General features: G+C 75.2%; 13 protein-coding genes and 1 riboswitch. Of the genes, 4 read left to right on the plus strand and 9 right to left on the minus strand.

Annotated elements, in window-relative coordinates:
• Nucleotides 1-52 precede the first annotated feature (52 nt).
• Nucleotides 53-529: an adenylate cyclase gene (locus AB0Q99_RS12255; protein ID WP_363570707.1), complete on the plus strand. Its 477-nt coding sequence runs from the start codon at nt 53-55 to the stop codon at nt 527-529.
• A gap of 88 nt (nt 530-617) precedes the next feature.
• Here the strand turns inward: AB0Q99_RS12255 and AB0Q99_RS12260 are convergent, their stop codons facing one another.
• Nucleotides 618-1,094, minus strand: a complete 477-nt coding sequence (locus AB0Q99_RS12260; RefSeq protein WP_363570709.1) for a MarR family winged helix-turn-helix transcriptional regulator — start codon at nt 1,092-1,094, stop codon at nt 618-620.
• A gap of 62 nt (nt 1,095-1,156) precedes the next feature.
• On the opposite strand from AB0Q99_RS12260, the gene AB0Q99_RS12265 reads away from it, so the two are divergent.
• Both AB0Q99_RS12265 and AB0Q99_RS12270 read left to right on the plus strand, forming a co-directional pair.
• Nucleotides 1,157-1,567, plus strand: coding sequence for a cupin domain-containing protein (locus tag AB0Q99_RS12265; protein ID WP_363570711.1), 411 nt, complete (start codon nt 1,157-1,159; stop codon nt 1,565-1,567).
• Nucleotides 1,568-1,681: 114 nt separating this feature from the next.
• A complete protein-coding gene (locus AB0Q99_RS12270; RefSeq protein WP_363570713.1) occupies nt 1,682-2,008 on the plus strand; it encodes an antibiotic biosynthesis monooxygenase in 327 nt (108 codons plus the stop codon).
• A gap of 674 nt (nt 2,009-2,682) precedes the next feature.
• Here the strand turns inward: AB0Q99_RS12270 and AB0Q99_RS12275 are convergent.
• The 8 genes from AB0Q99_RS12275 to AB0Q99_RS12310 all read right to left on the minus strand — a co-directional run bounded on the left by AB0Q99_RS12275 (nt 2,683) and on the right by AB0Q99_RS12310 (nt 10,709).
• Nucleotides 2,683-2,943 carry a hypothetical protein gene (locus tag AB0Q99_RS12275; protein WP_363570715.1) on the minus strand — a complete coding sequence of 87 codons (261 nt, stop codon included), beginning with the start codon at nt 2,941-2,943 and terminating at the stop codon, nt 2,683-2,685.
• Nucleotides 2,944-3,026: 83 nt separating this feature from the next.
• The gene (locus AB0Q99_RS12280) at nt 3,027-3,926 is read right to left on the minus strand and encodes a LysR family transcriptional regulator (protein ID WP_363570717.1); all 900 of its coding nucleotides are present in this window, start codon (nt 3,924-3,926) and stop codon (nt 3,027-3,029) included.
• A gap of 140 nt (nt 3,927-4,066) precedes the next feature.
• Entirely contained in the window at nt 4,067-4,900 is an 834-nt protein-coding gene (locus tag AB0Q99_RS12285) for an ECF transporter S component (RefSeq protein ID WP_363570719.1), read from the minus strand.
• Nucleotides 4,897-6,519 carry an ATP-binding cassette domain-containing protein gene (locus tag AB0Q99_RS12290; protein ID WP_363570721.1) on the minus strand — a complete coding sequence of 541 codons (1,623 nt, stop codon included), beginning with the start codon at nt 6,517-6,519 and terminating at the stop codon, nt 4,897-4,899. Before AB0Q99_RS12290 ends, AB0Q99_RS12285 begins: the two co-directional genes overlap by 4 nt.
• Nucleotides 6,516-7,625: a CbiQ family ECF transporter T component gene (locus AB0Q99_RS12295; RefSeq protein ID WP_363570723.1), complete on the minus strand. Its 1,110-nt coding sequence runs from the start codon at nt 7,623-7,625 to the stop codon at nt 6,516-6,518. The genes AB0Q99_RS12290 and AB0Q99_RS12295 overlap by 4 nt, the downstream gene beginning before the upstream one ends.
• Nucleotides 7,626-7,721: 96 nt before the next feature.
• Entirely contained in the window at nt 7,722-8,417 is a 696-nt protein-coding gene (locus AB0Q99_RS12300) for an SCO2322 family protein (protein WP_363570882.1), read from the minus strand.
• 86 nt (nt 8,418-8,503) lie between these two features.
• Entirely contained in the window at nt 8,504-9,772 is a 1,269-nt protein-coding gene (locus AB0Q99_RS12305; protein ID WP_363570725.1) for a prenyltransferase/squalene oxidase repeat-containing protein, read from the minus strand.
• Between the two features lie 106 nt (nt 9,773-9,878).
• Nucleotides 9,879-9,958: riboswitch (cobalamin riboswitch) on the minus strand.
• Nucleotides 9,959-10,082: 124 nt separating this feature from the next.
• Nucleotides 10,083-10,709: a TetR family transcriptional regulator gene (locus AB0Q99_RS12310; protein WP_363570727.1), complete on the minus strand. Its 627-nt coding sequence runs from the start codon at nt 10,707-10,709 to the stop codon at nt 10,083-10,085.
• Between the two features lie 219 nt (nt 10,710-10,928).
• On the opposite strand from AB0Q99_RS12310, the gene AB0Q99_RS12315 reads away from it, so the two are divergent.
• Nucleotides 10,929-12,239, plus strand: coding sequence for a glycosyltransferase family 4 protein (locus tag AB0Q99_RS12315; RefSeq protein WP_363570729.1), 1,311 nt, complete (start codon nt 10,929-10,931; stop codon nt 12,237-12,239).
• Nucleotides 12,240-12,248 lie beyond the last annotated feature (9 nt).

Genomic DNA, 12,248 nt, shown 5'->3' on the forward strand with positions numbered 1-12,248 from the left:
CCGGCCCTGGCTGGGGCCGGCTGTCGGAGGAACTCCGTCGAGAGGGTGTGGCATGCCGCTCGAAATCGAGCGCAAGTTCCGGCTGACCTCCTTCGAGCCGCCGGAGACGGCGGTGCGTCAGCACATCGAGCAGGGCTACATCGCGATCAAGGACGACGGGACGGAGGTGCGGCTGCGGCGGATCGGCGGCCGCCGCGTCCTCGGCGTCAAGCGCGGCACGGCCGGGGCCTCCGCCGTCCGCGTCGAGGTGGAGCGCGAGCTCGGCGAGGAGGAGTTCGCCGAGCTCTGGCCGGCCACCGAGGGAGCCCGGCTGCTCAAGGACCGGTACACCTTCGCCTCGGCCGGTGTCACCGTCGAAGTCGACGTCTACCAGGGGGAGTTGGCGGGCCTGCGGACGGTCGAGGTGGAGTTCGGCTCGGTGGCCGAGGCCGAGGCCTTCACCCCGCCGGACTGGTTCGGCGCCGAGATCACCGGCGTCACGGCGTACAAGAACCAGACCCTCGCGACGCGGGGGTTCCCGGCGGCCTGACCCCCGTACGGCCGCCGGTGGAGCCCCCGAGGGCCGCCGGCCGCGTCCCCGATCTCACGGGTCGGACACGAGCGCCCGGGTCCTTCCCTCACGGCGAGCCGAACCAGCGCGGAGTGTCGAGGCGGAACGGGTCGCCCGGGGCGAGTCGGCGCAGGCCGTCCTCCACCTGGCGCAGCTGCTCCTCGCCGAGGGCGGCGGACCACTCGGCGCGCAGCTCGTCGAAGATCCGGGCCGAGCGGGCCAGGCAGTCCACACCCCGTTCGGTGAGCCGGACCACCTTGCGACGGGCGTCGGCCGGGTCGCTGCCGCGTTCGACGTAGCCGAGCTGTTCCAGCTGCTCGACGGTCTTGCCCGCCGCCTGCTTGGAGACGCCGAGGCGGCGGCCGAGTTCGACGGCGGTGGTGCCGTGCGGGCCGATCGCCTGGAAGACGAAGCCGTGCATCGGGCGCAGGTCCGGGTGGCCCTCGCGGGCGATCCGCTCGTGCAGCTCGTCGATGATCGTCCGGAAGGCGAGGAGCAGGCGCAGCGGCAGCTCGAAGCCGGGCGGGGCCGGGTCACTTGACACGATAGACAACCTCATTGACCATATAGACAACTTCATTGTCCATCATAGGGGGTTCCTTCGTCATGCCCGTCATCCGCCGGTCCGACGCCCGCCGCTCCGAGACCCCGAACGCCGCGATGACCACCTTCGCCTCGCCCACCCAGGGTTCCGCCGCCCTCGCGCTGTGGCAGGTCGACATGCGGCCCGGCACCCGGGGCCCGCTGCACGCCATGGACGCCGAGCAGATCTGGACCTTCCTCGCCGGCTCCGCCACGGCCGAACTGGCCGGGGAGTCCCACGAGCTCGCCGCCGGCGACACCCTCGTCCTCCCCGCCGACACCGCCCGCCGGATCACCACCGTCGAGGGCTTCACCGCCGTCGTCGCCTCCACCTCCCCCTCCCGCGCCTACAACCCCGACGCCATCACCCCCGAGGACGCCTGCGCCATGGCCCCGCGCGACGCCGACCGCGTCCTCCCGGCGTGGATCGTCTGACCGGCGGGAGGTGCACCCGACCGGTGTGAGGTGTAGGAGACTGCTGCCGTAGGCAGTCACCGGACCGGCGGCCGCACCCGCACCCGCGGCCCCGGCGAACCAGCAAGGAGCGGCATGTCCGTAGTCAAGATCAACGTCCTGACGGTGCCCGCCGAGCAGCGCGAGGTGCTGGAGCAGCGCTTCGCCTCGCGGGCCGGCGCGGTCGAGGGTTCCGACGGCTTCGAGTGGTTCGAACTGCTCCGCCCGGTCGAGGGCACCGACAACTACCTCGTCTACACCCGCTGGCGCGACGAGGAGTCCTTCCAGGCCTGGATGGAGGGCCCGATGAAGTCGGCCCACCAGGGCGGCGGCGAGGGCGAAGCCCCGAAGCGCCCGGCCGCCTCCGGCTCCACCGTCTGGTCCTTCGACGTGGTCCAGTCGGCCGGCCCCAAGAACGCCTGAATCACTGTGCTGCTCTGCTCTTCGGGCCCTTCCCCTGGTGGGGGAGGGCCCGGAGTGTTCCTCAGCTGCCCGCGATGATCGAGAGGTGCCCCGCAGCGGACTTCGACAGGCTGTCGAGGAGGGCTCGGCCCTTGGCCGCCGTTCCGAGGGAGGGCTGTCCGATGATGCCGTTCTTCCGCGGATCCGCGCAGGACGACCACTCCGCCCCCGAGCGCCCCCACCTCCTGTTCCGGCGGATCTTCGGCTGCGAGGAACAGTCTCGGGACCGCCCCTGACCTGATCAGGGACAACTGAAGACGTGCCGGACCACCCCGGAACCTTGGTCGGAGAGGGGTGGTCCAGTGGGGAGGAGCCCGATGCCGATGGCATCGGGCTCCTCGGCATGTCTGTGGACGAATGGCCGGTTCGGTCCTTGCCCAGGGGAGTTGAAGAGCAGTTGGACAGGGACGACGACCTCAGCGCGGAGTTGGCGGTGAGCCTCAACCCTGACGCGTGGACGTGGCTGCTGGGAGTGGACTGCGCGGCTGGCGGGCAGTAAGAAGGGCGCCGACGAGCTGAACAGCGTCCAACTGGTCCACGCTGCGCGGCTGTTTCCGGGGACGCGTTCTTCTTCGGGTCCTTCCCCTGGTGGGGGAGGGCCCGGGGTGCGTTCAGGTCGGTGGGGAGGCGGGTGGTTATCGAGCGGTGGGGTGGAGGCCCAGGGCGCTCAGGATCATCGTGATGGCGGCCATGCCCGTGACCGTCATGACGAGGCCGCCCCAGAGCTTCGGGAAGACCCGGTGGAGCCTGGGGGACTGGCTGATCAGGCTGCGGGGTGTCAGTTTGTGTCTGAAGGCCTGCAGGCCGAGGGTGAAGAGGCCGCCGAGGATGGCGAGCAGGAGCCATTGCGCGGGGTTGCTCAGGTCCGTCTGCTCGGCCGGATCCGCATGGCGCACGGTGGCTCACCCCCTGATGTGGACCGTCTTCACTCCGGACCGTACGTAGGCCGGTTCGTCTCGTCAAACGAGCCTGTGGGGCCTCAACCGGCTGTGGTGTGAGCGGGGTTCGGGTGGAGGGCCTCGGGGAGGCCGGGTGGGGTTTCGCGGTCCGCGCGTCGGACGAGGCGGAGGTGGAGGGGTGGGGGGTCGAGGGGGAGGCGGATCAGGGTGCCTGCGGTGAGTTGGTGGTGGACGGCGAACTCGGGCAGGAGGGCGATGCCGAGGCCCTGTTCGGCGCAGGCGCGGGTGACGGCGATGCCGCCGGTGCGGACGCGGTCGACCTCGTGGCCGAGCAGGCGTTCGCCGGCGAGGTGGAAGGAGCAGGCGGGGGTGTCGACGAGGAGGTGCCGGCCGCGCAGGTGGCCGGGGGTGAGGGCGGCGGCGCCGGCGAGCGGGTCGGTGGGGGCGGCGACCAGGGCGAGCGGGACGTCCTCCAGGTCGACGTGGGCGAGCGGGGCCGGCGGCAGGTAGAAGCCGAGTCCGCCGAGCGGGCCGGCGGTGTCCAGGATCAGCGCCACCTCCAGCGCTCCGGCCGCGACCCCGCCGAGCAGGGCGTCCCGGGCGGGGTCGGTGTGCAGGGATATCTCCAGGTCGGGCCGGCGTTCGGCGAGCCGGGCGAGGACGGCGGGCAGGTGGGTGGCCGCGATGGCTTCCAGCGCGCCGAGCCGCAGCCGGGTGCGGGTGCGGGTGGCGACCACCTCCCGCCGCGCCTGTTCGGCCTGGTCCAGCAGCCGCCGGGACCACGGCAGCAGCCGGTTCCCGGCCGGGGTGAGGGCCATGCCGCGCGGGGCCCGGTCGAACAGCTCGGTGCCCAGGCTCCGCTCCAGCGTGCGGATCTGCTCCGCGACGGAGGAGGGGGCGAGTCCGAGCGCCGCGGCCGCGCCGGCGACGGTGCGGTGGGCGACGACGGCCTCGAAGACGCGCAACTGACGTAGTTCCACTGGTTTCCCCGACTCCCGAACGCCATCGCTCCCGGTGCTGCGGGACAGCGTACGGGTGCGTGTGTGCGCAGTGGTGCCCCGCCGTTCGGAAGTTCCGGACGGTGCGGGCGGCGCGCGGGCCGGGAAGGGGAGCGGCGGGTTCAGCCCTCCGGCGGGCGGAAGGTGACCGGTGCGTCGAAGGCGGCCCGGCGGGTGGTGCGACGCAGGGCGCGCAGGACGGGCGTGCCGAGGGTGAGGCACAGCACGACGGTCAGCACGGCCCGGGGAAGGTCCCAACCCAGCGAGGTGGTCAGGCAGTAGGCGGCGAACCGGACCAGGTTGGCGGGCAGCGGGTCCCCGGGAACGAAGGAGATGGAGCCGGCCAGTCCGCCGATGTACGGCCAGCCCTGCAGGTTCATGACGGTCCCGTAGAGGACGGCGGCGGTGGCGCCGTACCCGGCGAGGAGCAGCAGTTCGCGGCGTCCGCGCAGTGCGGCGGACCCCGGCAGCAGTCCCGCGCCGAGGCAGACCCAGCCCATCGCCAGCATCTGGAACGGCAGCCAGGGCCCGACCCCGCCGGTGAGCAGTGCGGAGGCGAACATCGACAACGAGCCCAGGACGAAGCCGAACCCCGGGCCGAGCACCCGCCCGGACAGCACCATCAGGAAGAACATCGGCTCCAGGCCGGCCGTTCCGGCGCCGAGCGGCCGCAGCGCGGCACCGGCCGCCGCCAGGACGCCGAGCAGTGCGACGGACTTGGCGTCCAGCCCGGGCGCCCCGCCGCCCGCCGAGCGTCCTTCGGAGATCTGCGCGATCACGACGGCGAGCAGGAGGGGCAGGAGCAGGGCGAACAGCCAGGGCGCGTCGGTGGCGTGGCCGACCAGCGCGGACTTGGTGGAGGCGAGCAGCGGCCAGCCGAAGGCGGCGACGCCGACCGCGGAGACGATCAGCAGGGCCGCGGCCGACCGGCGGCCGAGGGGCACCGGACTGCTCATGCGCCGATCGCCTCCGCCACCTGCCGCACGGTGAGCCACGGGCCCGGCGCCAGCACCTTGGCGACCTGCGGGGCGAAGGCGGGCGAGGAGACCACGACCTCCGCCGTCGGTCCGTCCGCGACGATCTCGCCCTCGGCCAGGATCACCGTGCGGTGGGCGAGTTCGGCCGCCAGTTCGACGTCGTGCGTCGCCAGCAGCACCGCGTGGCCCTCCGTCGCGAGGCCGCGCACGATCTCCACCAGCCGGGCCTTGGCGGCGTAGTCCAGACCGCGGGTCGGCTCGTCGAGCAGCAGCAGCGGGGGCCGGGCGGCGAGCACGACGGCGAGCGCGAGGCTGAGCCGCTGGCCCTCGGAGAGGTCGCGCGGGTGGGCGGTGTCGGCGGTGCCGGGCAGCAGGCGTTCGACCAGGGCGCGGCAGGTGCCGGGCTCGGCGCCCGCGTCGGTGTCGGCCGCCGCGCACTCGGCGGCGACGGATTCGCCGTACAGCAGGTCGCGCGGGTCCTGCGGGACGAGGCCGACCTCGCGGATCAGCTCGGCGGGGCGGGTGCGGTGCGGGACGCGGCCGCCGACCCGGACGCTGCCGGAGGCGGGGGCGTGCAGGCCGACCAGGCCGCCGAGCAGGGTGGACTTGCCGGCGCCGTTGCGGCCCATCAGCGCGGTGATCTCGCCGCGGTGGAGCGCGAGGTCGACCCCGCGCAGCGCGTGGACCGGGCCGCGGCGCACGGCGAGGCGGTCGGCGACGGCGATCGGCTCCCCGGCCGGGACGGGCGCGGCAGGAGGTGAGGCGGGTACGGTGGCGGGCGCACGGCCGTCCAGCTCGGCGCGCAGCGAGGCCGCCCTGCGCCGGGCGTCGCGCACCGACAGCGGCAGCGGCCGCCAGCCCGCGAGCCGGCCGAGGCCGACGACCGGCGGGTGCACCGGCGAGTGCGCCATCACCTCGACCGGCTCGCCCAGCACCGGGGGCGCGCCCGGGGTCAGCAGCAGCACCTGGTCGGCGTACTGGACGACCCGCTCCAGCCGGTGCTCGGCCATCAGCACGGTGGTGCCGAGGTCGTGCACCAGCCGCTGCAGGACGGCCAGCACCTCCTCGGCCGCGCCCGGGTCCAGCGCCGAGGTCGGCTCGTCCAGGACCAGCACCCGCGGGTGCACGGTGAGCACCGAGCCGATCGCGACGCGCTGCTGCTGGCCGCCGGAGAGCGAGCCCAGCGCGCGGTCGCGCAGCTCGGCCAGGCCGAGCAGGTCGAGGGTCTCCTCGACCCGGCGGCGCATCACGTCGCCCGGCAGGCCCAACGACTCCATGCCGTAGGCGAGTTCGTCCTCCACCGTGTCGGTGACGAAGTGCGCCGCCGGGTCCTGCCCCACCGTGCCGACCAGGTCCGCGAGTTCGCGCGGCCGGTGCTCCCGGGTGTCCCGGCCGCCGACGGTGACCCGGCCGTGCAGCACGCCGCCGGTGAAGTGCGGTACCAGGCCGCTGACCGTCCCCAGCAGGGTGGACTTGCCGGAGCCCGACGGGCCCACCAGCAGGCAGAGTTCCCCCTCGGGGACGGTGAGGTCCACGCCGTCGAGGACGGGCGCGGCGGAGTCCTCGTACCGGACGGAGACCTGCTCGAAGGTGATCACGATGCCCTCCGGGGCGGGGTCGGGGCGGCGAACGCCGGTACCAGGCCGAGCAGGACGGCCAGGACGGCGGCCAGCGGCAGCACGGGCACGGTCGGCGGGACGACGGTGGGGGCGAAGGCGGCCGGATCCCGCGCGGCCAGGTAGCCGGTGAGGGCCGCCACGGCCACTCCGGACCCGGCGGTCAGCCACTCGGGCAGCGCCCAGGGATCGGGCCGGTAGCGAGTTCTGACGGACCGTCGGCTGCCGAGCAGCAGCCCGGCGAAGGCGGCGGCCAGACCGAGCGCCAGCACCGGGAGCGCCCAGCCGGCGCCGCCGGCGGTCAGCAGCCCGTACGCCGCGAGGCAGACTCCGAGCAGCCCGGCCAGGGTGAGCGCCGCCGTCGCCCGGGCGAGCCGGCGCGGGACGTCGGCGGTACGGCCGAAGCCGCGGGTGTCCATCGCGGCGGCCAGCGCGACGGACCGCTCCAACGCGCCCTCCAGCACCGGCAGTCCCACGCTCAGCACGGCCGCGACGCCCTTGTCGGTGCGGCCGCGCAGCCGCCGTGCGGCGCGCAGCCGGCGGACGTCCGCGACCAGGTTCGGCGCGAAGGTCATCGCCACCACCACGGCGACGCCCGCCTCGTAGAGCGCGCCGGGCAGGGTGCGCAGCAGCCGGGCCGGACTGGCCAGCGAGTTGGCGGCGCCGACGCAGACCAGCAGGGTGGCCAGGCGCAGCCCGTCGTACAGCGCCGCGAGCAGGCCCTCGACGGTCACCCGGCCGCCGATCCGCACACCCTGTGCCCAGACCGGCAGCGGCACTTCGGGCAGCGTGAACAGCACGTGGGTGCCGGGGATCGGCGAGCCGAGGAACACGGCGAACACCAGCCGGATGCCGAGCACCAGCAGGCCCAGCCGCAGGAACGCCCCGTACGACCGGGACCAGGGCGCGTCGCCGCGCCGGGCCGCGACCACGTACCCGGCGACGGCGGCGAGCAGCAGCAGGATCGCCGGGTTGGTGGTGCGGGTCGCCGCCGCGCCCAGTCCGAGCGCCCACAACCACCAGGCGCCGGGGTGCAGTTGGCGGGGGCCGGTGGGCGGGCGGGTGCTGCGGGCGGGGGTGCTGCGCACGGCGGGTTCCTGGGCGGGTTTCACGGGTTTCACGGGTTTCACGGGTTTCACGGGCTGCACGGCTGCACGGCTGCACGGCTGTACGGGTCCACGGCTTCACGAGGCACGCCGCCGGCGCGCCTGCCAGACGGCGCCGCCGGCGAGGACGGCGACCAGTGCGCCACCGGCGATCAGCCCGAGGTCCGGGCCGCCGCCGTGGTCGGCGGACGTGCCCGGGCCGGCCGGCCGGGCGGCCCCGCCCGCAGCGCCGACCTGGTCGGCGCAACCCGCCGTCGGGTACCCGGCGATGGCGCACAGCAGCCCGTTGGTGTCGTACCGCAGCGGCGGTGCGACGGCGGCCAGCACCTCGGCCGAGGTGGCCCGCGGCGCGACGGCGGCACAGACCGTCCGCGGCTCGGGCACCGAACCGGCGCCCGAACCGACTGCCGAACCGGCGTCCGAAGCAGTGTCCGCCCCGGCGCCCGACCCGGCGTCCTCGGAGGTCCCGAAGTCCAGGACGACGGCCACCCGCTTGCGCCCCTCCTGCGCGGGCGTCCGCGCGCAGATGTCGGCGAAGTTCCCGGCCGTCCGCGGCTTCGCGGCGTCCTGCCCGCCGTCCGGGCTCACCGCGAACCGCCAGCCGTCCACGGTCCCGTCCGGCGGTACGGCGAGCGCCGGCCCCTGCTGCTGGTACGCCCAGCCGCCGTCCGCACCGCGCCAGAACGACCAGTACCGGTACCCCGCCGCCTGCGCGGGCGCGGCCCCGGCGACCACCAGCGCCCCGGCCACCACCAGCACCGCCGCCGGCGACAGCACCGCGGCCGGCGACAGGAGCAGCGGCAGCAGCACGGCGGAGCGGCGACGCGGGCGGGCGGCGCCGGAGCGGCGGGCCGGGAGCGTCACAGCTGCGGGTTGCGCTTGCGCTGGAGGCTGAGCAGGAGGCCGCCGCCGACGCCGACCAGGAGGCCGATGCCGATGAGCCAGAACTGGCCGAGACCGGTGTTCTTCTTCTTCGCCGGGGCGGCGTCGTCCGCGGTGGCGGCGGTGGCCTTCGGGGTGGGGCCGAGGGCGGTGAGCTTGCCGGTGAGGTCGGCGGTGGTGCGGTGACCGGCCTGGGCGACCAGGAGCAGGGTGGCGGTGGCGCCGGCGTCGGTGCCGTTCTTGGTCCAGGCGGCTTCCTGCGCGTCGAGCCAGTCGACGGCGCCGGAGGCCTGGTCCGGGTGGCCGCTCTGGGTGAGGGCGAGGGCGGCCCAGGCGGTGGCGGTGTAGTCGGGGCTCGGGGCGGCGCCCGGGGTGGTGAGGGTGAGGTGCTCGCTGCCCGTCGTGAGCTGGGCGGTGAGGTAGGCGCCGGCGGCCTCGCCCGCCTCGGCGTGCGGGACGGCGGCGGGCGCGGAGCCGTCGGCGCAGGCGAGGGGCTTGGGGTCGGCGTCGGCGCGCACCGAGCCGGCGACCGGCAGGTGTCCGCCCGCGGCGGCGAGCGAGGCCTGGGCGCTCGCCAGGGCGTTGGGGGCGAGAGCGCCGGTGGCGGCGTCCGGCTGGTAGGCGAAGGCGCCGCGCTGGTCGGCGGGGGCGGCGCAGCCGAGCTGGAAGCGGGCGAGGCCGTCGAACGCGTTCTTCCCGGCGCCGACGCCGCCGTTGCCCGCCTTGGCGACGCTCGCCGGGTCGGTCCGGGCGGCGAACAGCGCGCTGACCGCGAGCCCGGTGGAGTTCGCGTCGCCCGCCCCGCCCGGGTTGTAGGCCCAGCTGCCGTCGGTGTTCTGGTTCGCCTTCAGCCACGCGACGCCCTTGTCGACGGCCGGCTGGTGCCCGCCGAGGGCGACCAGGGCCTGGATCGCGACGGCGGTGGCGTTGCTGTCCTCGGTCTTGGGGTCGCAGGCCGCCCCGGCCGCCCGGTAGGAGGGCCATCCGCCGTCCTCGCACTGCTGGCCGGTGAGCCAGCCCACCGCCGAGTCGGCGGGGGTGACCTTGGCCGCCGTCAGCGCGGTGAGCGCCAGCGACTGCCGCCACACGCCGTCGTACGTCGGGTCGCCCTTCCCGTACAGGCCGTCGGCGACGGGCGCGGCGGCGGGGGTCGGTGAGGGGCTGTCGGCCAGGGCCGGTCCGGCGGCGACGCCGGTGAGCAGCGTGGCGGACAGGGCGGCGGCGCCCAGGCGGGCGGCGGTCGGCATGGTGCGGGTGTGCCTTTCGGTGAGCGGTGGTGGCCCGGGCGGGGCCGTTCCGTAGTCCTCGACGGTGCCGGGCGCGTGCGTCCGGTCGGACCGCTCGCCCCGCCCCGGGCGCTCCGACTCGTCCGGTGGCCCAGTGGGCCGGACTCACGGTTGCGGGGTCAGCGCCGGATTCGCACCGGCTTCCCCCGGGGAGGAGCGGGATGGAGTTGTGCTGCCCGTCGACTCTAACCGCCCGAGCGCGTCCGCCACCGCGCCCCGGCAGGAACAGGTTCCAGTCGGCCGGGGTCCGCCGGTGTCCGGCGGGGTGCGGTCAGGGCAGGGTGAGCAGCCGGGCCGCGGTGTGCAGGTCGGCCCGGACCTCGGCGATCGAGGCGCGCCCGGAGAGCCAGGCGACGAGCGCCGAGTGCCAGGTGTGCTCGATCACCCGGACGGCCGCGCGCTGGCTCTCGCTGGGCGGGCCGGACTGGCCGATCGCGTCCAGGATGAGCTGTCCGGTGGCCGTGCTGACCTGGTCCACCTCGGCGCCGACCGAGCGGTCCGCGAAGGACAGCGCCCGGACCATCGCCTCGGCCAGCAGCGGCTCGCGCTGCAGCGCGTGGAAGGCCCGGGTGAGGGTGTCGGCGACCCGCAGGGCCGGTTCCGGGTCGGTCGGCGGGTGCCGCCGGATGTGCTCGTGCAGGCCCTGGAGCTGCTCCAGCATCACCGCGACCAGCAGGTGGACCTTGGACGGGAAGTACCGGTAGAGCGTGCCCAGCGCGACCTGCGCGCTCTCCGCGACCTCCCGCATCTGCACCGCCTCGTACCCGCCCCGGGCGGCCAGCGCGGTGGCGGCCCGCAGGATCCGCCGGCGGCGCTCGGCCTGCCGCGTCGTCAGCGGCAGCTCACCGGGCCGGGGCGCGACGGAGGTCGGGGACAGGGGCTCGGTCGACGGCGGCAAGGGTGCTCCCGGGCGGGCGAGAGGGGCGGTGTGCTCCACGTGGTCGGCAAGGTCGGGGTGGCGGGAATCACCAGGCCTGGCTCCTGAGGAAATGCTACGGGCCGGTATCTTCGAGGTCTCTCATTGTTCACGTGGTCGATGACGAGTTCCACTGCCACTGAAACCTGATCTACTTTAGCGACCGGCAGCACAGATAGCAGCTAGAGATGAGGGCCCAGGATGACCGCGCAGCCGCTGCGGATTGCCCTGCTGTCGTACCGCGGGGACCCCTTCTGCGGCGGTCAGGGCGTGTACGTACGGCACCTCTCCCGTGAGCTGGCCAGGCTCGGCCACCACGTGGACGTGATCGGCGCCCAGCCCTACCCGGTGCTGGACGAGGTCGAGGGCCCCGGTTCGGTGCGCCTGGTCGAGCTGCCCAGCCTGGACCTCTACCGCGCCGACGACCCGTTCCGCACCCCGGGCCGCGGCGAGTTCCGCGGCCCGGTGGACGTGCTGGAGTTCGCCACCATGCGCACCGGCGGCTTCCCCGAGCCGCTGACCTTCTCGCTGCGTGCCCGCCGCTACCTGGCCGCCCACAAGGGCCGCTACGACGTGGTGCACGACAACCAGACCCTCGGCTACGGCCTGCTGGGCCTGGCCCGGCACGGCTTCCCGCTGGTCACCACGATCCACCACCCGATCACCGTGGACCGGCAGCTGGAGCTGGACGCGGCCGCCACCCGGCTCAAGCGGCTCTCGCTGCGCCGCTGGTACGCCTTCACCCGGATGCAGCGCCGGGTCGCCGCCCGGCTGGACCACGTGATCACCGTCTCCGGCAGCTCGCAGCGCGAGATCGCCGAGCACCTGGGCGCCGCGCCCGGCGCGATCTCGGTGGTGCCGATCGGCGCCGACACCCGGCTCTGGTCGCCCTCGGACGCGGTCGAGCGGGTGCCCGGCCGGATCGTCACCACCTCCAGCGCGGACGTCCCGCTGAAGGGCCTGGTCTTCCTGGTCGAGGCGCTCGCCAAGGTCCGCACCGAGCGGGACGCCCACCTGGTGGTGGTCGGAAAGCCGCAGAAGGAGGAGGGGCCGGTGGCCGAGGCGGTGCGCCGCTTCGGGCTGGCGGACCACATCGAGTTCCGCAGCGGCCTGACCGACGAGGAGCTGGTCGACCTGTACCGCTCGGCCGAGGTGGCCTGCGTCCCGTCGCTCTACGAGGGCTTCTCGCTGCCCGCCGCCGAGGCGATGGCCACCGGCACCCCGCTGGTCGCCACCACCGGCGGGGCGATCCCCGAGGTCGCCGGGCCGGACGGGGAGACCTGCCTGGCCGTGCCGCCGGGCGAGGCGGACGCGCTGGCCACGGCGCTCGGCCGGCTGCTGGACGACCCGCGGCTGCGCGCCGGACTGGGCGCGGCCGGCCGGGAGCGGGTGCTGGCCCGGTTCACCTGGGAGCGGGCCGCCGAGCTGACCGCCGAGGCCTACCGCGCGGCGATCGCCACCGGCGTCGGCGCCCGGGCCCGCTCGGGGCCCGGCTGGCGGTACGTGGCCTAGCCGCCCGGG

The sequence above is a fragment of the Kitasatospora sp. NPDC086791 genome (assembly GCF_040685975.1).
Classification (GTDB): domain Bacteria; phylum Actinomycetota; class Actinomycetes; order Streptomycetales; family Streptomycetaceae; genus Kitasatospora.

Coding starts and splice junctions, on each gene's coding strand:
- AB0Q99_RS12255 (WP_363570707.1), top strand. CDS start 53: ATGCCGCTCGAAATCGAGCGCAAGTTCCGGCTGACCTCCTTCGAGCCG.
- AB0Q99_RS12265 (WP_363570711.1), top strand. CDS start 1,157: ATGCCCGTCATCCGCCGGTCCGACGCCCGCCGCTCCGAGACCCCGAAC.
- AB0Q99_RS12270 (WP_363570713.1), top strand. CDS start 1,682: ATGTCCGTAGTCAAGATCAACGTCCTGACGGTGCCCGCCGAGCAGCGC.
- AB0Q99_RS12285 (WP_363570719.1), bottom strand. CDS start 4,900: ATGAGCAGTCCGGTGCCCCTCGGCCGCCGGTCGGCCGCGGCCCTGCTG.
- AB0Q99_RS12305 (WP_363570725.1), bottom strand. CDS start 9,772: ATGCCGACCGCCGCCCGCCTGGGCGCCGCCGCCCTGTCCGCCACGCTG.
- AB0Q99_RS12315 (WP_363570729.1), top strand. CDS start 10,929: ATGACCGCGCAGCCGCTGCGGATTGCCCTGCTGTCGTACCGCGGGGAC.